Source organism: Micromonospora sp. NPDC049282 (assembly GCF_043197045.1).
Taxonomy (GTDB): Bacteria; Actinomycetota; Actinomycetes; order Mycobacteriales; family Micromonosporaceae; genus Micromonospora.
The window spans coordinates 155503-178224 of record NZ_JBICSL010000006.1; the positions used below are offsets into that span (position 1 = coordinate 155503).

A 22722-nucleotide genomic window follows, 5' to 3' on the forward strand; every position below is an offset into this window, starting at 1 on the left:
CGTGCGTAGGGTTACGCGAGAGTAACCAAAGTCGGCCCCGCCCGAGAGGTGCATTCCCCCATGACTGACTTCGACCCGGCCAACTTCGCGAACGTCGGCCCGAAGGAGTTCGCGCAGCTGGTCAAGTCCACGCCGGACGACAAGATCGCCGAGATCATGTCCGGTGAGGCGCGCGGCAAGATCCTCAGCGAGGTCTTCAACCGGATGCCCACGCTGTTCCGCGCCGACCGCGCCGGCTCCACCAACGCGGTCATCCACTGGAACATCACCGGCCGTCCGGACGGCGGCACCGACACCTACGAGATCGTCATCGAGAACGGCACCTGCACCGTCTCGGAGACCCCGACCCGGGACCCGAAGCTCAGCCTCACCATGGGCCCGGTCGAGTTCCTGAAGATCGTCTCCGGCGGCGGCAACCCGGTGATGATGTTCATGACCGGCAAGCTGAAGGCCAAGGGCGACCTGGGCCTGGCGGCCAACATCGCCAACCTGTTCGACATCCCCAAGGCCTGACCATGGCTGAGTTCTCGCTCGACCTGAACGAGGAGCAGCGGGACCTTCGCGACTGGGTGCACGGCTTCGCGGCCGAGGTCGTGCGCCCGGCCGCGGCCGAGTGGGACGCCCGGGAGGAGACTCCCTGGCCGGTCATCCAGGAGGCGGCGAAGGTCGGCCTGTACGGGTTCGAGTTCCTCGCCACCTGCTGGGCCGACCCCACCGGCCTCTCGCTGCCGATCGCCAGCGAGGAACTCTTCTGGGGTGACGCCGGCATCGGCCTGAGCATCTTCGGCACCGCCCTCGCGGTCGCCGGGATCTACGGCGCCGGCACCCCCGACCAGCTCGTCGAATGGGTGCCGCAGTGCTTCGGCGACGTCGACCAGCCGGCCGTCGCCGCGTTCTGCACCAGCGAGCCGGAGGCCGGCTCCGACGTCGGGTCGATGCGGACCCGCGCCGTCTACGACCAGGCCACCGACGAGTGGGTGCTCAACGGCCAGAAGGCGTACGCCACCAACGGTGGCATCGCCGGGGTGCACGTGGTCACCGCCTCGATCGAGCCGGCGCTGGGCTCACGCGGGCAGGCCGCGTTCGTCGTACCGCCGGGCACGCCCGGCCTCAACGCCACCCGCAAGCTGCGCAAGCTCGGGCTGCGCGCCTCGCACACCGCCGACGTCTTCCTCGACGACGTCCGGGTGCCGGGCCGCTGCCTGCTCGGGGGCAAGGACGCCCTCGACGAGCGGCTGGCCCGGGCCCGCGCCGGCCAGCGCGCCTCCGGTCAGGCGGCGATGCGGACGTTCGAGCTGTCCCGCCCGACCGTCGGCGCGCAGGCGCTCGGCGTGGCCCGCGCCGCCTACGAGTACGCGCTCGACTACGCCAAGAACCGGGTGCAGTTCGGGCGGCCGATCATCGAGAACCAGGCGGTCGCGTTCGCGCTCGCCGACATGAAGATGGAGATCGACGCGGCCCGGCTGCTGGTCTGGCGGGCCTCCTGGATGGGCCGCAACAACCGGCCGTTCACCGCCGGCGAGGGCTCGATGTCCAAGCTCAAGGCCGGCGAGGTGGCCGTCTCGGTGACCGACCGGGCGGTCCAGCTCCTCGGCGGGGCGGGCTTCCTGCGCGACCACCCGGTCGAGCGGTGGTACCGGGACGCCAAGATCTACACCATCTTCGAGGGCACCTCAGAGATCCAGCGGCTGGTCATCTCCCGGGCCATCTCCGGGATGCAGATCCGCTGATCGCCGCCGGACCCCGACCCGCGACGGCACGCCGTGCCGGGCATCCCCGTCGCGGGTCGGGCCCCTCTGCGCACCGGCCGCACCGGCCGCACCGGCCGGAGGCATGATCGGGAGACCACGAACGCGAAGGAGGTTGCGCCTTGGACCTGCCGTTCATCGTCGCCACGCTGACCCGACGCGGACTGCTCACCCCGGGCCGCCCGATCCGGGTGGCCTCGCAGCTCAACGCGCTGCGCCGGTGGGGCTGGAGCCTCGCCGGCGAACTACGCCAGGCTGCCGCCCGGGACCCCGGGCGGGTCGCCGTCGTGGACGAACACGGCGCCTCGCTCACCTACCGGGAACTGCTGGACCGGTCCGAGCGGCTGGCTCGCTCCCTGCGCTCCGGCCTCGGCGTGCAGGCCGGCGACCGGGTGGGCCTGCTCTGCCGCAACCACCACGGCCTGATCGAGGCGATCGTCGCGTCGATGCTGCTCGGCGCAGACGCCGTCCTGGTCAACACCGGTCTCTCCGCGGCGCAGCTGGTCACCGTCGCCGAGGAGCAGGGCCTGCGCGCGCTGGTGCACGACGCCGAGTTCGCCGACCGCGTCCTCGGCCTCCCGGCCGAGCTGCACCGGGTCGACGAGCGGCGGCAGGAGGAGCTGATCGCCGGCGCCGTGCCGGGCGACAAGCTCCAGCCGCCGGAGCGCGACGGCCGGACCATCGTGCTGACCTCCGGCACCACCGGCACGCCCAAGGGCGCCCGCCGACCCACCCCGCACGGCTTCGGCCCGCTGGTGTCCATCATCGACCGGATCCCGCTGCACGCGCGCGACGTCGTCATGATCGCCGCGCCCATCTTCCACACCTGGGGGTACGCGGCCCTCCAGGTCTCGTTCGCGCTGCGCGCCACCGTGGTGCTGCACCGCCGCTTCGACCCGGCCGCCACCCTGGCCGCGCTGGCCGCGCAACCGTGCGACGCGCTCTTCGCCGTACCGGTGATGCTGCAACGGCTCATGGAGGTCGCGCCGCCGCAGCCCCGGCCGCCGCTCAAGGTCGCCGCGGTCAGCGGCTCCGCCCTGCCGGGCAACCTGGCCACGGCCTTCATGGACCGCTACGGCGACGTGCTCTACAACCTCTACGGCTCCACCGAGGTCTCCTGGGCGTCCATCGCCGGCCCGGCCGAGCTGCGTGCCGCGCCCACCACCGCCGGCCGGCCGCCGCACGGCACCCGACTGGAGATCCTGGACGACGCCGGTCGGCCGGTCCGCGCCGGCCAGGTCGGGCGGATCTTCGTGGGCAACGAGATGCTCTTCGAGGGCTACACCTCGGGCGCCGTCCGGGAGAGCCGCGACGGCCTGCTGGACACCGGCGACCTCGGCCGGCTGAACCCGGACGGCCTGCTCTTCGTCGACGGGCGGGCCGACGACATGATCGTCTCCGGCGGGGAGAACGTCTTCCCCTCCGAGGTGGAGGATCTGGTCGCCCGGTTGCCGCAGGTCCGTGAGGTGGCGGTGATCGGTGTGCCGGACCCGGAGTACGGGCAGCGGCTGGCCGCGTTCCTGGCGCTGCACCCCGGCGAGACGCTCGACCCGGAGGCGGTCCGCGAGTACGTCCGGCGTTACCTGGCCCGCTTCTCGGTGCCCCGGGACGTGGTCTTCGTCAAGTACCTGCCGCGCAACGCCACCGGGAAGGTGCTCGCCCGGGAGCTGCGCCGCTACTTCGGCTGACCGGCGTCGGCCGGTCAGCCGGGGATCGTGATCCGGCCGTCCACCGCCGCCGCCGCGATGTCGGTGCGGTGGTGGGCGCCGGCCAGCTCGACACCGCGTACCAGCTCGTAGGCGGATTCGCGCGCGGCGGCCAGGTCCGCACCGGTCGCCGTACCGCAGAGGACCCGGCCGCCCGCGGCGCGCAACGTGCCGTCGGCGTCCCGGCGGGTGCCGGCGTGGATGATCCCGGCGCGGTCCGCGCCGGTGATCACATCATCGGTACGCGGGCGCTGCGGGTAACCCTCGGCCGCCACCACGACGGTGACCGCCGCGCCGTCGCGCCACCGCAGCGGCGGGTGCGCGCCCAGCGAGCCGGTGGCGGCGGCGTGCAGCAGCCCGGCCAGCGGCGTCTCCAGCAGAGCCAGCACCACCTGGGTCTCCGGGTCGCCGAAGCGCGCGTTGAACTCGATCACGCGCGGACCGGCGGGGGTGATCGCCAGGCCCACGTAGAGCAGGCCGGAGAACGGGGTGCCCCGGCGGCGCAGCTCGGCCAGCGTCGGGTGCACCACGTCGCGCATCACGTCGTCGACCAGGCCCGGCGGGGCCCACGGCAGCGGCGAGTATGCCCCCATGCCGCCGGTGTTCGGCCCGGTGTCACCGTCGCCGACCCGCTTGAAGTCCTGCGCGGGCAGCAACGGCAGGGCCGCCTCACCGTCGGTGACCACGAAGAGCGAGACCTCGGGACCGGACAGGTACTCCTCGATCACCACCCGGCCGCACTCGGCCGCGTGCCGCTCGGCGACCGCCCGGTCGTCGGTGACCACCACGCCCTTGCCGGCGGCGAGCCCGTCGTCCTTCACCACGTACGGCGCGCCGAACTCGTCCAGCGCCCGCGCCACGGCCGCCGCGTCGGTGCAGGTGTACGCGCGCGCGGTCGGCACACCGGCCGCCGTCATCACGTCCTTCGCGAACGTCTTCGAGCCCTCCAGCCGGGCCGCCTCCGCGCCCGGACCGAACACCGCGATGCCCTTGGCGCGTACCGCGTCGGCGACGCCGGCCACCAGCGGCGCCTCGGGACCGACGATCACCAGGTCCGCCGCGACCTCGACGGCGAGCGCGGCCACGGCCGCCGGATCGGTCGGGGTCACCTCCCGCAGCGAGGCGACCTCGGCGATCCCGGGATTACCCGGCGCCGCGACCAGCGCCTCGACCGACGGATCCGCGACCAATCCGAGCGCGAGAGCATGCTCCCGCCCGCCACCACCCACAAGAAGAACCCGCACGACCCAGCATCCTACTGACCACCACCCCCGCCTTGTCGATCAAGGAGTTCGCGTCCCACATTGTCGTTCGCGCCGACGCGAACTCCTTGATCAACAGGGTTGGGGGGTTAGGGGAGGAGGGGGTGGCGGAGGACGTTTTCCTCTCGGCCCGGGCCTACTCCGACCACGCTCACGCGGGTGTTGGTGAGCTCCTCGATCCGGGCGATGTAGCGTCGCGCGTTCTCCGGGAGCTCGTCCTCGGTGCGGGCCTTGGTGATGTCCTCCCACCAGCCGTCCAGCTCTTCGTAGATCGGCGTCGCGTGGTGGAAGTCGGTCTGCGTCATCGGCATGTCGTCGAAGCGCTCGCCGTTGATCTCGTACCCGACGCAGATCGGCACCTTGGCCAGGCCGGTGAGCACGTCCAGCTTGGTGACGACCAGGTCGGTCACGCCGTTCAGGCGGCACGCGTAACGGGCCACCACGGCGTCGAACCAGCCGGCCCGGCGCTCCCGGCCGGTCGTGGTGCCGTACTCGTGGCCGATCTTGACCAGGTGGCGGCCGTTGTCGTCGAACAGCTCGGTGGGGAACGGGCCCGCGCCCACCCGGGTGGTGTAGGCCTTGCTCACCGCGATGACCTTGGTGATCGCGGTCGGCGGGATGCCCGCGCCCACGCACGCGCCGCCGGCGGTCGGGTTCGACGAGGTGACGAACGGATAGGTGCCGTGGTCCATGTCGAGCATGGTGGCCTGGGCGCCCTCCAGCAGCACGGTCTCGCCGCGGTCCAGCGCGTCCCAGAGCATCACCCGGGTCTCGGCGATGTACGGCCGCAGCCGCTCGGCGTACTGGAGGTATTCCTCGACGGTCTCCTCGACGTCGATCGCCTTGCGGTTGTAAATCTTGAACAGCAGTTGGTTCTTCTCGCGCAGCGCCAGTTCCAGCTTCTTGCGCAGGATGCCCGGGTCGAGCAGGTCCTGGAGCCGGATGCCCATCCGGGCGACCTTGTCACCGTAGGCCGGGCCGATGCCCCGGCCGGTGGTGCCGATGCGGGCGCTGCCCAGGTAGCGCTCGACCACCCGGTCCAGCGCCCGGTGGTGCGGCATGATCAGGTGCGCGTCGCCGGAGATACGCAGCCGGGACACGTCCACGCCGCGCTCGGCGAGCCCGTCGATCTCCTGCAGCAGCACCTTCGGGTCGACCACCACGCCGTTGCCGATGACGATCATCGCGCTCGGTGAGAGCGCGCCCGACGGCATCAGGTGCAGCGCGTACTTCTGGCCGTCCGGCGTGATCACCGTGTGGCCGGCGTTGTTGCCGCCGGAGTAGCGCACGACGTAGTCGACCCGCTCACCCAGCAGGTCGGTAACCTTGCCCTTGCCCTCGTCGCCCCATTGGGCGCCGAGGAGCACGATCGCTGGCATCTTCTCCGCCTCCAGAAGGCTCGGGTGCCAGGTGGCGACCGGTCAGCGAGCCCGGGGTGTCAGGCTAACAAGTAGTGACGGCGGGACCGGCAGGGGTTCGTCGAGAAGCAGGAGGCTCCTTCGTGTACGACGTGGTGCTGCTCACCCTCGGCTCGGGGCGGGACGCTCCCGGTGGGGGCTGCGGCGGTGGCGGAGCCTGCTGCGGCGGCGCGGACGACACCGCCGCCACGCCCGACGCCGAACGCTGCGAGACCCCGCGCGTACCGGTGCTGGCCTGCGCGGACGCGTTGACCGCCCGGGGTGCCCGGGTGACCACGGTGACCGCCCGGTCGGACGCGGAGATCGACGAGGTGCTGGCCCGCCTGGACGGGCCGCCCCGCGCCGACGGCCTCGCCTGGCCGGATCCCGACGGCAAGACCCGGCTGGTCGTCGCGACGGCCAGTGACGGTCAGTTGCGCGCCGTGCTGCGCCGGCTGGTCCGCCGGTACGCTCCGCCGCCGAGCCGCCGCCCGGCGGACCTGGCCGGGAACCGGACGCTGCCCGACCTGCCCCCGGTGGGCGTACTCCCGTTGGATCCGGCCCGGGCCGGGTCGGCGCGGGACCTGGCCGCGCAGCTCGGGCTGCCGCGCGACCCGGCGGCGGTGGCCGCGGCGGTGCTGGACGGTACGCCGCGCCGGCTCGACCTGCTGCGCAACGACGGCGGCTCGGTGACGCTGGACGGCGCGCTGCTCGGCGCGGCCGACGAGGCCGGCCGGCCGCTGCACTGGCGGGCCCGGGTCGAGGTCGACGGCACGGTGCTGAGCGACGGCAGCGAGCCGATCAGCGCCTGCGCGATCGGCAACGCCGGCGGGTACGCGCGCCTCGGCGAGGTGGCCCTGCTGGCCGACCCGGATCCGGCGGACGGCCGACTGGCGGTGGGCGTGGCCGTGCCCGTGGTCACCCGATCCGCGTTGGGCCGGAAGAGGGTGCGGCTCGAGGTACGCCGGGCCCGGGGCCGGGCGGTGGCGGTCGTGCCCCGCGACGAGAAGGTGCCGTTCCTCGACGACGGCGTCGAGGGCGAGTTGAGCCGGAAGCGGTCCTGGTGGACCGAGCCGGGAGCCTGGGCGGTCTGGGCGGGCTGACCGCGATCGATCCGTACCCGGCTCGACCGGCTGGCCGGACCGCCTATCCTCGGCGGGAGGGATGGGGAGGAACCGCGTGGTGCATGAGAACGACGACCGAACCCCCGTGCCGGGCCGACCGCAGGTGCCGGAGCGGGACGTCGAACCGCTCTGGCCGCCCGAGGACATCGACGGGGTGGTGACCGCCCCGCCGTGGGCGGCTCCGGCCCAGCCGGCCGTACCGCCCTGGCCCCTCCCGTCCGCCGACGCCCCCGTGCCGTCGCCACAGGTCACCCCGGCACCGTCGCCGCAGGCCAGCCCGGTGCCGCCGCCGCAGCCGAGCCCGGTGCCGCCGCAGGTCGGCCCGGCGCAGGCGGCCTCCGGCCACGTCCCGGAGCCGACCACGCCCGGCCCGGCGGCCACGCGCGAGCGCGCCGTCGTCCCCGGCGCCGCCGCTGCCCGCGAGGACGGCCCCGACATCGCCTCGGCGCAGGCAGCCGGCGGCGACGCCCCGGCGAACGGGCGAGCCGCGTCGCCGTGGGCACAGCCGCCGCAGCGCGCCACGGCCGACGGCGCCGGCTCGACGGGTCCCGTCCCGGCGACTGCCCCCGGAACGCCGGCCCACCCCCACGTACCGAGCCAGCCGACCGTCAGCGGCCCCGGCGAGGTGAGCGCCGGACCGGTCGCCGGCTCCGCGCCGGCCGGCCCGACGCCCGTCGACGGTCCGACGTCGATCGGCCCGACGCCCGTGGACGGTCCGACCTCGATCGGCACGGCGCGGGTCGACGGTCCGCATCAAGCAGCGGGGCCGGACGTGCCCGCCGACGAGGCGCCGCCCCGGCTCGGCCCGTTCCCGCCGTCGCCGGGCGTGCCCATGCAGCAGCAGCCGTACGGCAACGGGGCGGCCTACCCGCCGGTCACCTACCCGCCGCAACCCGGCCAGGCCGGTCAGCCGGGCTGGTACCCACCGGGATGGCCGCAGCAGACCGGGGCGCCCCAGCCGGGCGGGCCGGCGCAACAGAACGGACCGATCCAGCCGGGCGGGCCGGCGCAGTCCCCGCAGGCGTCCGCCCCGCAGGCGCCGCCCCAGCCGCCCGCCCTGCCGCCCGGGGTGTACCCGGAGCCGGGGTGGACGCCGCAGCAGGCGGTACCCCCGACCGCCGAGGACTTCGCCCGTCGGCGGCAGGCCCGGCCGGTCGACCCGGTGGCCACCATGGGCGTCCGCGCGGTGGTCAACCGGACGGGGTTGGTCCGGCTCGCGCCCGGCCGCCACGAGCAGGAGATGAAGCGCGACATCGAGATGGTCCGCCGCAACTTCGGCGGGCTGCGCCAGGTGACCGTGGTCAACCCCAAGGGCGGGGCCGGCAAGACGGTGGCCATCCTGCTGCTCGCCATGACGTTCGGCCAGAAGCGTGGCGGATACGTGCTGGCCTGGGACAACAACGAGACCCAGGGCACCCTCGGGATGCGGGCGCAGCAGGACTTCCACGCCCGCACGGTGCGGGACATGCTGCGCGACCTGGCCCAGTTCCAGGGCCCGCACGGCCGGGTCGGCGACCTGTCGCAGTACGTCCGCTCGCAGGGCGAGGGGATGTTCGACGTGCTCGCCTCGGACGAGTCGGCGACCGGCGGCGAGATGCTGACCGCCGCCGCGTTCGCGGAGATCCGCGAGGTGGTCAGCCGCTTCTACAAGCTGATCTTCGTGGACACCGGGAACAACGTCCGGGCGCAGAACTGGCAGGCCGCCATGGACGCGACCGACCAGTTGGTGGTGACCATGTCGGCGCGGAACGACTCGGCCGAGACCGCCGCCCGGATGCTCGACCACCTGGAGCAGAGCGGCCGGCAGCGGCTGGTCCGGCAGGCCGTCACGGTGGTCTCGATGCCGCCGTCCCGCAAGGAGATCGACCTGCCGGCCATCCAGGCCCACTTCGCCGCCCGCACCCGGGCGGTGCTGCTGGCGCCGTACGAGCGGCTCATCGACACCGGCGAGCCGCTGCGCTACGGCCAGCTCTCCGCCGCCACCCGTGACGCCTGGCTGAAGATCGCCGCGTCGGTGGCGGAAGGGCTGTAGGACGGGCGCGACGGCCGGCCCGCAGCGGGGTCGGCCGTCGCCGACAGGATCAGTCGCTGGCCAGCGCGTCCCCGGCGGCCGGGTCGCAGTCGCGGAGGAACTGGGCGCAGCGGGCCGCCTCGTCCGCCTCGCCGATCTCGTCGGCGGCCCGGGAGAGCACGTAGAGGCAGCGGAGGAAGCCCTGGTTGGGCACGTGCGACCAGGTCACCGGGCCGTGCCCCTTCCAGCCGCTGCGGCGCAGCTGGTCGAGGCCCCGGTGGTAACCGGTGCGGGCGTACGCGTACGCCGGGACGACCTGGCCCGCGGTGAGCGCGCGGCCGGCCAGCGCCGCCCAGGCCGCGCTGTAGGTCGGGAAGCGGGCCGCGACCTCGGCGTACGCGTCATCGGCGTCCTGCTCGACGGCGGCGGCGAGCGCGGCGTCGGCCTCCTCGGAGACGGGGAGCAGGGTGGCCGGTGGCTCAGGCAACAGGTTCTGCATCGCCCCATTCAACCCGCTTCGCCCCCGGCCGCGCGAGGGGGTCCGGCCGACCGGTCGGCTGAACGGCTGAGGGTTTCGTCACGCCTGCGGCGGAAGCACACGTACCCGCGGCCCATGCCGCCGCCATGGTTCTTGCACTACAACTACAGATCCGGAGCCTCCCCAGGAACCGGTTACGCAGGAGCCCGGCGGCGTGCCGCCGGGCTCCTGCCCGTACCGCCCGGGTTTGCGAGGTTGCCGGGTCGGGGCAGGATGATCCGGTGCCGACCCCACCGCCCGCGGACGTCATCGAGCCGCACGCCCACCACGTCGACGAAGTCGAGACCCGTGTCGAGTTCGACCGGCGGCTGGCCGAGGGGACCCTCGCCGGCCTGACCGTGCAGGGCCTCCGTCTCGACCTGGACCCGGTCCCCGACCTGCGCGCCGTCGACGTCGCCGGCACCCTCTTCGTGGGCTGCCGGTTCGCCGACCGCGAGGTGGGCGCGGACCTGGTCCGCCGGGGCGCCAACGTGGTCCCGCCGTTCTCCGGGCTGCCCTACCCGACCCAGCCGTCCCACCTCTACACCGCCGACGACCTCGCCGCCGGCTTCGTCGAGGGCGGGTTCACCGAGATGTACGACACCCGGGTGTACGCGCACTTCCGGGCGCACGGCGGCGCGCTGCCCGACGTACGCGAGGCGCTCGGCCAGCGGCTGCACGACCACGGCGTGGACAACGCGCTGGCCGACGCCACCCGCTCGTGGCTGGCCGTGCACGGGCCGCAGTCCGTGGTGGGCGTGATGGGTGGGCACGCGGTGCCGCGCGGCAGCGCCGCGTACCGGATGGCGGCGGTGCTGGGCTGGGAGCTGGCGCGGGCCGACCGCCTGGTGGTGACCGGCGGCGGCCCGGGCGTGATGGAGGCGGCGAACCTGGGCGCGTTCCTCGCGGCCTGGCCGGCCGAGGAACTGTCCGCCGCGATCGACGTGCTGGCCGCCGCGCCGGACTTCACCGACCACGACCACTACACGGCGGCGGCGCTGGCGGTACGCAAGCGGTACGCGGACGGCCCGTCGCTGCCCACGCCCCGGCCGGCGGCGCCCGGCACCGAGTGGGCCCGTTCCGGCGGCCTGGCCATCCCGACCTGGCTGTACGGCCACGAACCGGCGAACCTGTTCGCCGGCCGGATCGCGAAGTACTTCTCCAACGCCATCCGGGAGGACACCATCCTGCGGCTGGCCCGGGGCGGGATCGTGTTCGCGCCCGGCCGGGCCGGCACCGTGCAGGAGGTGTTCCAGGCGGCGACCAAGACGTTCTACGGCACCGACGGGGCCAGCGGCGCGTACGTCTTCCTGGACCGGGCCTTCTGGACCAACGAGCTGCCGGTGGAGTCGCTGTTGGGGCCGCTCTTCGCCAGCTCCCCGTTCGGCGACCTGTCCCGCACGATCCACCTCACCGACGACGTGCGCGAGGCCGTCGCCCTCCTGGTGAGGTGAAAGGAGGGGCCCCGGGGGCCCCTCCTTTCGCTTACTTCATCCGGGTGCCGGTGGAACGCAGGTGCTCGCAGGCCTCGGCCACGCGGGCGGCCATGCCGGCCTCGGCGGCCTTGCCCCAGACGCGCGGGTCGTACAGCTTCTTGTTGCCGACCTCGCCGTCGACCTTCAACACGCCGTCGTAGTTGCGGAACATGTGGTCCGCGACCGGGCGGGAGAACGTGTACTGGGTGTCGGTGTCGATGTTCATCTTCACCACGCCGTAGTCAAGCGCCTCCCGGATCTCCGACAGCAGCGAGCCGGAGCCGCCGTGGAAGACCAGGCTGAGCGGCTTCTCCTTGCCGTACTTGGCGCCGACCGCGTCCTGGATCTGCTTGAGCACCTCGGGGCGGAGCTTGACGTTGCCCGGCTTGTAGACGCCGTGCACGTTGCCGAAGGTCAGCGCCGCCATGTAGCGGCCCTTCTCACCGAGGCCGAGCGCCTCGACCATGGCCAGGCCGTCGTCGACGGTGGTGTAGAGCTTGTCGTTGATGGCGTTCTCGACGCCGTCCTCCTCGCCACCGACGACGCCGACCTCGATCTCCAGGACGATCTTGCCCTTGGCGGCCTCGGTGAGGAGCTGCTCGGCGATCTCCAGGTTCTCCGCCACCGGCACGGCCGAGCCGTCCCACATGTGCGACTGGAACAGCGGCTCCTGGCCGTTCTTGACCCGCTCCTGGGAGATGGCCATCAGCGGCCGGACGAACTTGTCCAGCTTGTCCTTCGGGCAGTGGTCGGTGTGCAGAGCGACGGTCACCGGGTACTTCTTGGCCACCTCGTGCGCGTACGCGGCGAACGCCGTCGCGCCGGTCACCATGTCCTTGATCGACGGACCGGACAGGTATTCCGCGCCGCCGGTGGAGACCTGGATGATGCCGTCGCTCTCCGCGTCGGCGAAGCCCTTGAGCGCCGCGTTCAGCGTCTGGGAGGAGGTCACGTTGATCGCGGGGTACGCGTACCGGCCGGCCTTGGCCCGGTCCAGCATCTCCGCGTAAGCCTCGGGGGAAGCGATGGGCATGTCGAACGCTCCTTACTTACCGCTCTCGGCCGTGCAGGCCGCCGTCTTTCCTCGGGTGCGCCGGACCGCGCTGTCCACCGCGGGAAGTATCCCGTAGGAGTGAACGCGGGGCACAACCGACCCGGGCACCGCTCACCGCTCCTCCAGCCGGTCCGGCACGGCGACGCTGATCAGCCAGCTCACCACCGACACCACGATGGCGCCCCAGAACGCGGCCCAGAAGCTGTCGACGTGGAACGGCAGGCGCAGCACGCCGGCGATCCAGTCGGTCAGCAGGAACAGCAGGGCGTTCACCACGAGCGCGAACAGGCCGAGCGTGAGCAGGTAGAACACGCAGCCGAACACCTTGATGAGCGGCTTGAGCACCGCGTTGACCACGCCGAAGACGAGCGCCACGACGATCAGGGTGAACACGGTGTTGCCACCGTTGCGGCCGGTCACCTGCACCCCGGGCACGATCAGCGTCGCGATCCACAACGCGACCGCGGTGATCGCCAGCCGGATCAGGAAGCCCACGCCACCATCCTGGCACCGGCCGCCCGCCGGGGAGGGACAATCGCCGACTCCGCCGTTCGCCCGGCGCCGAGCGGCGGCCCCGACCAGCCCGTACGGTGGTGGTGGCACGGTCCGCACTTCGAACGCAGGGAGGGACGATGGGTCAGCCCGACGAGGACTTCACCCCGAGTGACCACCTCGCTCCGGAGGAGCGGGACCCCGAGGCGGAGCCGGCCGACGCGGTCGAGCAGGCCACCACGGTCACCCCCGACGACGCCGACGGGGAGCCGCACCGGGGCCTGGAGGTCGGTGACTGGGACGCCATGGAGCAGGCCCGGGTGGTCACCGCCGACGAGGACGACTACCGCTGACGGCGGTCAGCGCAGGCGGGTGACCTGCGCCGGGTGGGCGGCGACCCAGCCGGCCATCCGGTCGACGCGCAGCGCGTCCAGCAGGCCCGGGGCCAGCGCCGGATCCGGTTCGAAGCCGTACCCGGTCGGATTCTCCCGGGCCCGGACCGGCAGGGCGAGCGCGACCGGGTCGGCGCCGCCGGCGGATCCGGCCACCGAGGACAGCGCCGCCAGGGACAGGTCACCGGTGTCGGCTGTGACGGTCGGGGCGACCTGGCTGATCAGCCGGCTGAGCCGGACCGGATCGGTCGCCGTGCCCTGCTCCCGCAGCTGGCGGAGCAGACCGGCGGCGTACCGGACAGCGTTGCGGTCCCGATCCAGCGCGCCGTCGCGCAGGCCGTACCGCTGCCGGAGCAGGTCAACCGCCTGGGTGCCGTCGAGCCGCTGGCAGCCGGCCGGGAAGTGCCGGCCGGTGTGGGCCGAGCGCACCGGCTCCGGCAGGCAGACTCGTACGCCGCCGACCGCGTCGGTGAGCGTGCGCGTCGCCCGGTAGGTGAGCACCGCGCCCGCGTCGACCGGCACCCCGGTCAGCCGGTCGACCGCCTGACGGGTGGCCCGGTAGCCGGCGGCCAGGTTCCCCGCCCTCCCGGCGGCCTGACCGAAGGTCCAGTTCAGCTTGTCAGCCTCCCCGCCGGGCAGCGGCATCAGCAGGTCGCGCGGAATGGAGACGAGGTAGAGCCGGCTCCGGTCGGCCGGGACGTGCACCAGCAGGATCGAGTCGGCGCGCGGGTTCGCGTCCGCCTGGTCCACACCGAGCAGGAGCAGGTTCACCGCGCCGCTCGGGGTCGGTGGCGGCGTGCCCAGGCGTACCGACTCCGGCGGGCGGGGCGCGACAACGGTGAAGCCGACCAGCGCCACGGCGACCGCCGCCAGCGCCGTGCCGGCCGTGCCCACCCGGCGGCGCCGGCGACGGCGGACCACCGCTCGCTGGATGGCGGCCCGGACCGGACCGGTGGGCGGGGTCAACCCCTCGTGCCGGGCGAACGTGGCCCGCAACTCGTGCTCGATCATCAGCAGACCTCCACGTGTTCGGCTCGGAGCGTGGCCAGGGCGCGCGAGATGCTGGACCGGACGGTGCCGACGGCGCACCCGAGCACCTCGGCGATCTCGGCGTCGGGCAGGTCCTCGTAGTAGCGCAGGACCAGCGCCGCGCGTTGCCGCCTGGGCAACCGGGACAGCCAGGACCAGACCTGGTCACGGTCCACCGCGGACTGGACGTGATCGGCCGGCGCGGGCACCGAGTCGTCCGGTTCGCCGCGTAGGAACACCCGGCGTACCCAGGAGCCACGCCGCCAGTCGACGAACTGGTTGGTGAGCATCCGACGCACGTACCGTTCCGGCGCGTCGCTGCGGGCCACCCGTCGCCAGTGGAGCTGGACCCGGACCATGGTGTCCTGCACCAGATCCTGGGCCTGGTGCGGATCGCCGGTCAGCATGACCGCGTACCGCAGCAGGGCGCCCAGCCGCGCGTCGGCGAACTCCTCGTACGTCACTGCACCTCCCGGTGTCCCGATCCATGGACGGGTACGGACACCCGAAACATTGCGGTGTGATTGATCAACCGTTCGGTCAGTGTTCGATGCGCGGGCGAGCGCGACGGCTTAAGGAATCTTTAAGCTCCACGGGTTCCACCTGATCACCCCCACGGGAGGACCCCCGCATGCTCAGCAACTCCACCCGGCGTTGGTTCGCCGGGTTGGGCGTCGCAGGCGCGTTCGTCGCCGCCTCCGCCACCCCCGCGCTCGGCGCGCCGCCCGCGCTCCCCGAGCCGCCCGCGGACGACCTGCTGCTCTACGCCAACGACGCGATCGTCGCGCCCGGCGGTCCGGCCAAGGCGGTCACCCTCTACGCCTTCGCCGAGACTCTGCCCAAGGACGTCACCGTCACCGTCGACCACCGTGCGGTCGACGCCTTCGCCGACATCACCCTGACCGACCGGATGCCCGGGTGCACGGACACCGCCGGCGTCCTCACCTGCCAACTCAAGGGCGCCGACGTCATCGACTACGTGCTCGACCTGACCGTCAAGGCGAAGGACACGGCCGAGGAGGGCGCCAAGGGCGACCTGCTCCTGAGCCTGGCGGCCAAGGGCGGAAAGGCGGTCAGCACGCGGTCGACCGTCGAGATCGGCGAGGGCGTGGACCTTCGGGCACCGGAGCAGCTCCACCTGTCCGGTGCTCCGGGTGCCACGGTCCGGACCCCGCTCGGCGTGGCGAACATCGGCGACCGGGACGTGCACGGGACGGTGCTCCTCCTGGCCAGCATGCCGACGCTGACGCCGACCGCGAGCTACCGCAACTGCTCCAGCGTCACCGACTTCGGCTCGCAGTTGACCGTGTGCCGGTTCGACGACGACATCCCGGCGGGCGCGGGCCGCCAGCTCGACAGCTCCTCGGCCCTGAAGATCGCCGGTGACGCCTGGGCGCCGAGCCGCCAGTACGGTGCGGCCTTCTGGTTCACCGGGGCCGACTTCGAGGAGTTCGCCAAGGAGATCCTGCCGCAGGACGGCTGGCAGCAGGGCAGCGGCGACGCGCTCACGCTGGTGCCGGCCCCGTCCGCGCAAGCCCGGTCGCTTCGGCAGACCGACAACGATCCGACGAACAACATCACGTCCGTCGAGGTCGCCGTGACCGGCAACCAGCGGGCCGACCTCGCCGCCACCGGCGCCGAACTGCCGGGTACGCCGGGCCGGACGGTCACCGCGAAGGTCGGCTTCGTGAACCACGGCCCGGCCATGGCCAACACATGGACGCCGGGTGAGATCGTCACCATCGCCCAGGTGACCGTGCCGGCCGGCGCCAAGGTCGTCAAGGCGCCCGAGGGGTGCTCGCCGGGCACGCTCGAGGAGCCGACCGGAGGGTACGGCGAGCCGGGCGCGCGCATCTACTCCTGCGAGTGGTACGACACGCTGCACGCGGGTGACGCGGCGGTCTTCGCCTTCGGCCTGAAGATCGTCGAGGCGGGCGGCGCGGCGGGCAAGGTCGAGCTGCGTCACTTCGACCTCGACGACAAGGGGCAGATCGCCGACCTGAACCCGAAGAACGACGCCGCCGCGCTGGTCATCGCTGCTGCGGAGGGTGGCCAGGGTGGCGGCGGCACCCTGCCGATCACCGGTTCCTCCACCGGCCTGATCGCCGGCATCGGCGCGCTGCTGCTCGCCGCCGGCTTCGGCGGCTACGTGGTGGCCCGCCGCCGCAAGACCCGCTTCGTCGCCTGACAGCAAACCGCACCAAGGTGCCCCGCCGACCAGAGGTCGGCGGGGCACCGCCCTTCCCAGACCAAGAAGAAGAACCCAGAAGCAGCACGGGCGGTACGGGCGCAACCACGACAGGTTTCCGGGGGAGCCCGACCCGCGCAGGGATCAAGCCTGACCGCCCGGAGCGGGTCGGGCTCCCCCGGAAACCCCCACGACACAGCGACCAAGAGCAAGGAACATCAACCAAGTGCTGCTGACCCTCACCACCACCCACCGCCCCGCGACCGACCTCGGCCACCTCCTCGTCAAGCACCCGGACCGCGTGCAGAGCTTCGACCTGCCCACCGGCGCCGCGCACGTGTTCTATCCCGAGGCGGACGAGGCGCAGTGCACGGCGGCGCTGCTGGTCGAGGTCGACCCGCTCAGGCTGGGCGGTGGCCGGGGCCGCCGGCAGGCGACCGGGCCGGAGAGCTTCACCCTCGGGCAGTACGTCAACGACCGCCCGTACGCGGCCTCCAGCCTGCTCTCCTCGGCGCTGGCCAAGGTGTTCCGCTCGGCGCTGCGCGGCGAGTCCCGGGACCGGCCCGAGTTGGCCGCCGCCGCGATCCCGCTGACCGTACGGGTGCCGGTGCTGCGCTGCCGCGGCGGCGCCGACCTGGCGGTACGGGTCTTCGCCCCGCTCGGCTGGAGCGTGACCGCCACCCCGATCCCGCTCGACGAGGCGTACCCGGAATGGGGTGACAGCCGCTACGTCGACCTGACGCTTGCCGGTTCGCTGCGGCTCGCCGACGCCCTCAACCACCTGTACGTGCTGCTGCCGGTGCTGGACGACGCCAAGCACTACTGGGTCGCCCCGGACGAGGTGGACAAGCTGCTGCGGGCCGGGTCCGGCTGGTTGGCCGGTCACCCGGAGCGGGGTCTGATCATCCGCCGCTACCTGGCGCACCGCCGGGCCCTGGCCGGCGTGGCGCTGGCCCGCCTGACCGAGCTGCGCCTGGCCGACGAGCCGCCCGCCGACGACAGCGTCGACCCGGAGACGCCGTCCGAAACGCCCCACGCCTCGCTGGCGGTACGGCGGCGCGAGGCGGTGCTCGCCGCGCTGCGGGACAGCGGCGCGAGCCGGGTGCTGGACCTGGGTTGCGGCGGCGGGGCGCTGCTCACCGCGCTGGTGGCCGACCGGCGGTTCACCGAGGTGGTGGGCGTCGACGTCGCCGACCGGTCGCTGGCCATGGCGGCGCGGCGGCTGCGGCTGGACCGGCTGCCGGAGCGGCAGCGGGACCGGATCCACCTGCGCCAGTCGGCGCTCACCTACCGGGACGACCGGCTGCGCGGCTATGACGCGGCGGTGCTCATGGAGGTGGTCGAGCACCTCGACCCGCCCCGGCTGCCGGCGCTCCAGGACGCGGTATTCGGCCACGCCCGGCCCGGCACGGTGGTGGTGACCACCCCGAACGTGGAGTACAACGTCCGTTACGAGGGGCTGGGCCCGGGCCGGTTCCGACATGCCGACCACCGTTTCGAATGGACCCGGGCGGAGTTCGCCGCCTGGGTGGAGCGGGTGGCGGCGGCGCACGGCTACACCGCCACGATCACCGGCGTCGGCGACGCCGACGCTGAGGTGGGCACCCCGACCCAGCTGGCGGTCTTCACCCGCGACGACCGGACGGAGGAGACGAACCGATGACCGTCCTGGACATTCCGGAACTCGCGCTGGTGGCGCTGGTCGGCGTCTCCGGCGCCGGCAAGTCGACGTTCGCCCGCCGGCACTTCGCGCCCAGCCAGGTGCTCTCGTCGGACATGTTCCGCGCCCTGGTCGCCGACGACGAGAACGACCAGTCCGCGTCCGGCGACGCGTTCGACGCGCTGCACCACGTGGCCGGGATCCGGCTGCGGCGGGGACGGCTGACGGTGGTGGACGCGACCAACCTCCAGCCGCACGCCCGGGCCGGACTGATCCGGGTGGCCCGGGAGCACGACGTGCTGCCGGTGGCGATCGTGCTGGACGTGCCGGAGGCGGTGGCCTGGGAGCGTACGGAGGGACGCGCCGACCGGACGCACGGCCGGCCGGTGCTCACCCGGATGCGGCGTGACCTGCGGCAGTCGTACGGGCGGCTGGCCCGGGAGGGCTTCCGCAAGGTGCACGTGCTGCGCGGGGTGGACGAGATCGACGCCGCCGAGATCCGCTACGAGCGGCTGTTCAACGACCGGCGGGAGCTGACCGGGCCGTTCGACATCGTCGGCGACGTGCACGGCTGCCGCGCCGAGTTGGAGGTGCTGTACCGGCTCGGTTACGCGCTGCGCCGCGACGACGCCGGCCGCCCGGTGGACGCGACGCACCCCGCCGGGCGTACCGCGGTCTTCGTCGGTGACCTGGTGGACCGCGGCCCGGACTCGCCCGGTGTGCTCCGCCTGGTGATGGGGATGGTGGCGGCCGGCCACGCGATCTGCGTGCCGGGCAACCACGAGCAGAAGCTGCTGCGCAAGCTGCGCGGCCGGGATGTGCGGCTCACCCACGGCCTGGCCGAGACGATGGCGCAGCTCGCCGCGGAGCCGGCGGAGTTCGTCACCGAGGCGGAGACGTTCATCGACGGCCTGGTCAGCCACTTCGTGCTGGACGGCGGCCGGCTGGTGGTGGCGCACGCCGGGCTCAAGGAGGCCTACCACGGCCGGGCGTCCGGCCGGGTGCGGTCGTTCGCGCTGTACGGCGAGACGACCGGCGAGACCGACGAGTACGGCCTGCCGGTGCGCTACCCGTGGGCGCGCGACTACCGGGGTTCGGCCATGGTCGTGTACGGGCACACCCCGACGCCCGAACCGGAGTGGGTCAACAACACCATCTGCCTGGACACCGGTTGCGTGTTCGGCGGCAAGCTGACCGCGTTGCGCTACCCGGAGAAGGAGCTGGTGGCGGTGCCGGCCGAGCGGGAGTGGTACGCCCCGGCCCGCCCGCTGGTCCCGCCGGCCCCGGCGCGGCCGGACACCGTGCTGGACCTGGCCGACGTGACCGGGCGCCGGCACCTCACCCACGCGTACGGGTCGCTGACCGTGCCGGCCGAGAACGCCGCCGCCGCGCTGGAGGTGATGAGCCGGTACGCGGTCGACCCGGGCCGGCTGGTGTGGCTCCCGCCGACGATGGCGCCCTGCTCGACGTCGACCGTCGAGGGGTTCCTGGAGCACCCGGCGGAGGCGTTCGCCGACTACCGCGCGGCCGGCGTGGACCGGGTGGTCTGCGAGGAGAAGCACATGGGCTCGCGGGCCGTGGTGCTGGTGGAGCGGGATCCGGGCCGGTTCGGCGGCGGGGTTGTGCACACCCGTACCGGTCGGCCGTTCTTCGGGCCCCCGCTCGACGAGAAGCTGCTGGCCCGGGTCCGCGCGGCGGTCACCACCGCCGGCCTCTGGGCCGAGTTCGGCACCGACTGGCTGCTCCTCGACGCGGAGCTGCTGCCCTGGTCGGCGAAGGCGGGCGGGTTGATCCGCGAGCAGTACGCCGGGGTCGGCGCGGCCGGCCGGGCGGCGCTGCCCGCGGTGCTGGCCACGGTGGACGCGGCGGCCGGACGAGGGCTGCCGGTGGACGGGCTACGGGCCCGGATGGCCGAGCGGGCGGCCGAGGTGACCGCGTACTCGGCGGCGTACCGGGCGTACGTCGGGCCGACCGACGGCCTGCGCGGGGTGACGCTGGCGCCGTTCGCGGTGCTGGCCGGGGCCGGGGCCAGCTACGCGGACCGCGACCACGGCTGGCACCTGGCGCTGGCGGACCGGCTCCGCGCGGCCGACCCGGAGTTCTTCACGCCGACCCGGCGGCTGGTGGTGGAGCTGGCCGACGAGGCGGCGGTGGCGGCCGCGACCGACTGGTGGCTGGCGCTGACCGGGTCCGGCGGCGAGGGCATGGTGGTCAAGCCGTACGGGGGTTTGGCCGCCCGCTCGCCGAAGGGTTCGCTGCTCCAGCCGGGGATCAAGTGCCGCGGCCGGGAGTACCTGCGGATCATCTACGGCCCCGGCTACACCGAGCCGGCGCAGCTCGCCGCGCTGCGCCGGCGTTCGCTGGGCCGTAAGCGGGGGTTGGCCCTGCGTGAGCACGGCCTGGGCCTGGCCGCCCTGGACGCGCTGGCCGAGGACGCCCCGCTCTGGCGTCGCCACGAGCTGGTCTTCGCGATCCTCGCCTGCGAGTCGGAACCCGTCGACCCGCGCCTGTGACCAGGTGGCCCGGTCCGCCGCGAGGCCGGACCGGGCCCGGGTACCCTTTGTGGCCGTGGACACAGCTGAGAAGACCCGGATGATCTCCGAGAACGTAGCGTTGAACCCGCTCGATCCGAAGGATCTCATCCACACCTTCGGGATGATCGGCGTCTGGGCGATCCTGTTCGCCGAGACCGGTCTGCTGGTCGGCTTCTTCTTCCCCGGCGACTCGCTGCTCTTCCTGGCCGGGGTGGCCGCCTCCCCGGTGGCCGACGCCATCTTCGGCGACGGCACCCGGCTGTCGCTGGCCGGTCTGATGATCGGCGGCCCGATCTGCGCGATCGCCGGCGCCCAGCTCGGGCACTGGCTCGGCGCCCGCTACGGCCGGCGCATGTTCGACAAGCCCAACTCGCGCCTGTTCAAGCGGGAGTACGTGGCGAAGGCGGAGTACTACTTCCAGAAGTTCGGCCCGGCCAAGGCCGTGGTGCTGGCCCGGTTCATCCCGATCGTGCGGACCTTCCTGAACCCGGTGGCCGGGGTGCTCGGCATGCCGGCCCGGCAGTTCTTCGTGTGGAACGTGGTCGGCGCGGTCCTCTGGGTGGACGGCATCCTGCTGATCGGCTACCTGCTGGCGCGCCAGATCTACAACGCCATCGGCGACAAGATCGACCGGTACATCCTGCCGGTGGTGGCGCTGATCATCCTGATCTCGGTGCTGCCGATCTTCTTCGAGTTCCTCCGCGACCGGAAGGCGCGCAAGCGCGGCGAGGCGGTCGCGGTGATCGCCGCGGCGACCGCGGCCGGCGCCGTGGACGCGGCCCGGGACGCCATCGACGGCGACGACCACTCGCACGGGCACGGCGGTCAGCACCGCCGCTGACCGGCACGGACGCCGAAGGCCGGCCCCGGGCGGGGGCCGGCCTTCGCGCATGACTGTCGGGCCGCGGACGGCACGGTGACGGCAGCCGTCACCAGGCGACCGGTGGCGCCACCCCTGGCACGCCATCGATCACAGCCGCGTCCGGCCGGCCCGTCGGAGGACGGGCCGTGACGTCAGCGAGCCTTCTTGGTGGCCCGCTTCCGCGGCGGGGTGAGCAGATCCGCGATCGTCGCGATCGCGGTCGGCACCAGCCGGTAGTACGCCCAGACCCCGCGCTTCTCCCGCTCCAGCAAGCCGGCCTCGGTGAGGATACGCAGGTGGTGGCTGACCGTCGGCTGCGAGAGGCCGAGCGGCGCGGTGAGGTCACACACGCACGCCTCCCCCTCGGGAGCCGACTGGATCAGGCTGAGCAGCCGCAGCCGGGCGGGGTCGGCAAGGGCCTTGAGGACCCCCGCCAGCCGCTCGGCATCGGCGCGTTCGATCGGCTCGCCGGCAAGCGGCGAGATCTGAGGCATGGTCATTTCAGCCAACGCAGTTCCCACGTATTCCATCCTTCCACCAGCAGCATCGATCCGCCTGCATATCAGCAGATCCGAATCGGCAAACTTTTAGGCCACAAGGCCGAGGTCAGCCAACGTATAGGCGGCCCGATAAGGCAATCCGGCGGCTCGCACCGCGTCGCCGGCACCTCGATCAACAATAACCGCAACACCCACGACTTCCGCCCCGGCCGCACGCAACGCCTCAATGGCGGTCAACACACTTCCGCCCGTCGTCGAGGTGTCCTCCACCGCCAGGACGCGACGCCCGGCCACGTCCGGTCCCTCGATGCGACGCTGGAGACCGTGCGCCTTGCCCGCCTTTCGAACCACGAAGGCGTCCAGCGGGCGGTCGGTGCCGGCCGAGGCGTGCAGCATCGCGATCGCCACCGGGTCGGCGCCCAGGGTCAGCCCACCGACCGCGTCGTACGCCCAGTCCGCGGTGAGGTCGCGCATCACCCGGCCGATCAGCGGGGCGGCCCGGTGATGGAGCGTGACGCGACGCAGATCGACGTACCAGTCCGCCTCGCGGCCCGATGAGAGCACGACCCGACCGTGGACCACGGCCAGGTCGGTGATGAATTTGCGCAGGTCGTCGTGGTCCCCCATGGCAACAGAGCGTACTTCGCGAGTCTGTGCGCCGCCCGTGGGGTCCACCGAGGTCAACCCTGCGGGCGACCGATGAGTGGCGATGCCCGGCTACGCTGCGCGACCGTCCATCCCGGTGCGTCGCCGTTCGGTCCGTCCGGTGGC

General features: G+C 73.3%; 20 protein-coding genes. 11 read left to right on the top strand and 9 right to left on the bottom strand.

Annotation, left to right across the window (positions count from 1 at the left end; genetic code table 11):
- The first annotated feature begins 60 nt into the window (after nt 1-60).
- The 3 genes from ACGFI2_RS13390 to ACGFI2_RS13400 all read left to right on the top strand — a co-directional run bounded on the left by ACGFI2_RS13390 (nt 61) and on the right by ACGFI2_RS13400 (nt 3436).
- The gene (locus ACGFI2_RS13390) at nt 61-513 is read left to right on the top strand and encodes an SCP2 sterol-binding domain-containing protein (RefSeq protein WP_393515408.1); all 453 of its coding nucleotides are present in this window, start codon (nt 61-63) and stop codon (nt 511-513) included.
- Between the two features lie 2 nt (nt 514-515).
- Nucleotides 516-1730: an acyl-CoA dehydrogenase family protein gene (locus ACGFI2_RS13395; RefSeq protein ID WP_393515411.1), complete on the top strand. Its 1215-nt coding sequence runs from the start codon at nt 516-518 to the stop codon at nt 1728-1730.
- Between the two features lie 140 nt (nt 1731-1870).
- Nucleotides 1871-3436: an AMP-binding protein gene (locus tag ACGFI2_RS13400; RefSeq protein WP_393515414.1), complete on the top strand. Its 1566-nt coding sequence runs from the start codon at nt 1871-1873 to the stop codon at nt 3434-3436.
- Nucleotides 3437-3450: 14 nt separating this feature from the next.
- Here the strand turns inward: ACGFI2_RS13400 and purD are convergent, their stop codons facing one another.
- Both purD and ACGFI2_RS13410 read right to left on the bottom strand, forming a co-directional pair.
- Nucleotides 3451-4698, bottom strand: coding sequence for a phosphoribosylamine--glycine ligase (gene purD / locus ACGFI2_RS13405; RefSeq protein WP_393515417.1), 1248 nt, complete (start codon nt 4696-4698; stop codon nt 3451-3453).
- 107 nt (nt 4699-4805) lie between these two features.
- On the bottom strand, nt 4806-6095 hold the full coding sequence (locus tag ACGFI2_RS13410; protein ID WP_393515420.1) for an adenylosuccinate synthase: 1290 nt from the start codon (nt 6093-6095) through the stop codon (nt 4806-4808).
- Nucleotides 6096-6217: 122 nt separating this feature from the next.
- Here ACGFI2_RS13410 and ACGFI2_RS13415 point away from each other — a divergent pair, with 122 nt between their 5' ends.
- Nucleotides 6218-7216 carry a diacylglycerol kinase family protein gene (locus tag ACGFI2_RS13415; RefSeq protein WP_393515423.1) on the top strand — a complete coding sequence of 333 codons (999 nt, stop codon included), beginning with the start codon at nt 6218-6220 and terminating at the stop codon, nt 7214-7216.
- A 76-nt stretch (nt 7217-7292) separates the two neighbouring features.
- Complete coding sequence (locus tag ACGFI2_RS13420; RefSeq protein WP_393515426.1) at nt 7293-9269, top strand: chromosome partitioning protein; 1977 nt, start codon at nt 7293-7295, stop codon at nt 9267-9269.
- 49 nt (nt 9270-9318) lie between these two features.
- Here ACGFI2_RS13420 and ACGFI2_RS13425 read toward each other — a convergent pair whose 3' ends face one another.
- Nucleotides 9319-9747, bottom strand: coding sequence for a DUF3151 domain-containing protein (locus ACGFI2_RS13425; RefSeq protein WP_393515429.1), 429 nt, complete (start codon nt 9745-9747; stop codon nt 9319-9321).
- 260 nt (nt 9748-10007) lie between these two features.
- Between ACGFI2_RS13425 and ACGFI2_RS13430 the strand changes: the two genes are divergently transcribed.
- Nucleotides 10008-11219, top strand: coding sequence for an LOG family protein (locus ACGFI2_RS13430; protein ID WP_393515432.1), 1212 nt, complete (start codon nt 10008-10010; stop codon nt 11217-11219).
- A 31-nt stretch (nt 11220-11250) separates the two neighbouring features.
- On the opposite strand, the gene fbaA is transcribed toward ACGFI2_RS13430, so the two are convergent.
- Nucleotides 11251-12273 (bottom strand): class II fructose-bisphosphate aldolase, encoded by a 1023-nt coding sequence (gene fbaA, locus ACGFI2_RS13435; RefSeq protein ID WP_393515435.1) that lies wholly within the window; start codon nt 12271-12273, stop codon nt 11251-11253.
- A gap of 132 nt (nt 12274-12405) precedes the next feature.
- Entirely contained in the window at nt 12406-12789 is a 384-nt protein-coding gene (locus tag ACGFI2_RS13440; protein ID WP_393515439.1) for a phage holin family protein, read from the bottom strand.
- Nucleotides 12790-12926: 137 nt separating this feature from the next.
- Between ACGFI2_RS13440 and ACGFI2_RS13445 the strand changes: the two genes are divergently transcribed.
- A complete protein-coding gene (locus ACGFI2_RS13445) occupies nt 12927-13139 on the top strand; it encodes a hypothetical protein (protein WP_393515442.1) in 213 nt (70 codons plus the stop codon).
- A gap of 6 nt (nt 13140-13145) precedes the next feature.
- Here the strand turns inward: ACGFI2_RS13445 and ACGFI2_RS13450 are convergent, their stop codons facing one another.
- Together ACGFI2_RS13450 and ACGFI2_RS13455 are read right to left on the bottom strand one after the other, a co-directional pair.
- The gene (locus ACGFI2_RS13450; RefSeq protein WP_393515445.1) at nt 13146-14189 is read right to left on the bottom strand and encodes an LCP family protein; all 1044 of its coding nucleotides are present in this window, start codon (nt 14187-14189) and stop codon (nt 13146-13148) included.
- On the bottom strand, nt 14189-14671 hold the full coding sequence (locus tag ACGFI2_RS13455) for a SigE family RNA polymerase sigma factor (protein ID WP_393515448.1): 483 nt from the start codon (nt 14669-14671) through the stop codon (nt 14189-14191). Before ACGFI2_RS13455 ends, ACGFI2_RS13450 begins: the two co-directional genes overlap by 1 nt.
- Nucleotides 14672-14838: 167 nt before the next feature.
- On the opposite strand from ACGFI2_RS13455, the gene ACGFI2_RS13460 reads away from it, so the two are divergent.
- The 4 genes from ACGFI2_RS13460 to ACGFI2_RS13475 all read left to right on the top strand — a co-directional run bounded on the left by ACGFI2_RS13460 (nt 14839) and on the right by ACGFI2_RS13475 (nt 21430).
- The gene (locus ACGFI2_RS13460; RefSeq protein WP_393515451.1) at nt 14839-16395 is read left to right on the top strand and encodes an LPXTG cell wall anchor domain-containing protein; all 1557 of its coding nucleotides are present in this window, start codon (nt 14839-14841) and stop codon (nt 16393-16395) included.
- Between the two features lie 226 nt (nt 16396-16621).
- Complete coding sequence (locus ACGFI2_RS13465) at nt 16622-18058, top strand: 3' terminal RNA ribose 2'-O-methyltransferase Hen1 (RefSeq protein ID WP_393515454.1); 1437 nt, start codon at nt 16622-16624, stop codon at nt 18056-18058.
- The gene (locus ACGFI2_RS13470; protein ID WP_393515456.1) at nt 18055-20568 is read left to right on the top strand and encodes a polynucleotide kinase-phosphatase; all 2514 of its coding nucleotides are present in this window, start codon (nt 18055-18057) and stop codon (nt 20566-20568) included. The genes ACGFI2_RS13465 and ACGFI2_RS13470 overlap by 4 nt, the downstream gene beginning before the upstream one ends.
- 79 nt (nt 20569-20647) lie before the next feature.
- Nucleotides 20648-21430, top strand: coding sequence for a DedA family protein (locus ACGFI2_RS13475; protein WP_393515833.1), 783 nt, complete (start codon nt 20648-20650; stop codon nt 21428-21430).
- Between the two features lie 173 nt (nt 21431-21603).
- On the opposite strand, the gene ACGFI2_RS13480 is transcribed toward ACGFI2_RS13475, so the two are convergent.
- Nucleotides 21604-21981 (bottom strand): helix-turn-helix transcriptional regulator, encoded by a 378-nt coding sequence (locus ACGFI2_RS13480; RefSeq protein ID WP_007073957.1) that lies wholly within the window; start codon nt 21979-21981, stop codon nt 21604-21606.
- 57 nt (nt 21982-22038) lie between these two features.
- Entirely contained in the window at nt 22039-22578 is a 540-nt protein-coding gene (pyrE, locus tag ACGFI2_RS13485; RefSeq protein ID WP_393515460.1) for an orotate phosphoribosyltransferase, read from the bottom strand.
- Nucleotides 22579-22722 lie beyond the last annotated feature (144 nt).

Excerpts from the sequence above, each read along its gene's own strand:
- ACGFI2_RS13460 (WP_393515451.1), top strand. The coding sequence starts at position 14,839 with ATGCTCAGCAACTCCACCCGGCGTTGGTTCGCCGGGTTGGGCGTCGCA.
- ACGFI2_RS13390 (WP_393515408.1), top strand. The coding sequence starts at position 61 with ATGACTGACTTCGACCCGGCCAACTTCGCGAACGTCGGCCCGAAGGAG.
- ACGFI2_RS13480 (WP_007073957.1), bottom strand. The coding sequence starts at position 21,981 with ATGGAATACGTGGGAACTGCGTTGGCTGAAATGACCATGCCTCAGATC.
- ACGFI2_RS13425 (WP_393515429.1), bottom strand. The coding sequence starts at position 9,747 with ATGCAGAACCTGTTGCCTGAGCCACCGGCCACCCTGCTCCCCGTCTCC.
- ACGFI2_RS13410 (WP_393515420.1), bottom strand. The coding sequence starts at position 6,095 with ATGCCAGCGATCGTGCTCCTCGGCGCCCAATGGGGCGACGAGGGCAAG.
- pyrE (WP_393515460.1), bottom strand. The coding sequence starts at position 22,578 with ATGGGGGACCACGACGACCTGCGCAAATTCATCACCGACCTGGCCGTG.
- ACGFI2_RS13475 (WP_393515833.1), top strand. The coding sequence starts at position 20,648 with ATGATCTCCGAGAACGTAGCGTTGAACCCGCTCGATCCGAAGGATCTC.
- fbaA (WP_393515435.1), bottom strand. The coding sequence starts at position 12,273 with ATGCCCATCGCTTCCCCCGAGGCTTACGCGGAGATGCTGGACCGGGCC.
- ACGFI2_RS13445 (WP_393515442.1), top strand. The coding sequence starts at position 12,927 with ATGGGTCAGCCCGACGAGGACTTCACCCCGAGTGACCACCTCGCTCCG.
- ACGFI2_RS13395 (WP_393515411.1), top strand. The coding sequence starts at position 516 with ATGGCTGAGTTCTCGCTCGACCTGAACGAGGAGCAGCGGGACCTTCGC.
- ACGFI2_RS13470 (WP_393515456.1), top strand. The coding sequence starts at position 18,055 with ATGACCGTCCTGGACATTCCGGAACTCGCGCTGGTGGCGCTGGTCGGC.
- ACGFI2_RS13450 (WP_393515445.1), bottom strand. The coding sequence starts at position 14,189 with ATGATCGAGCACGAGTTGCGGGCCACGTTCGCCCGGCACGAGGGGTTG.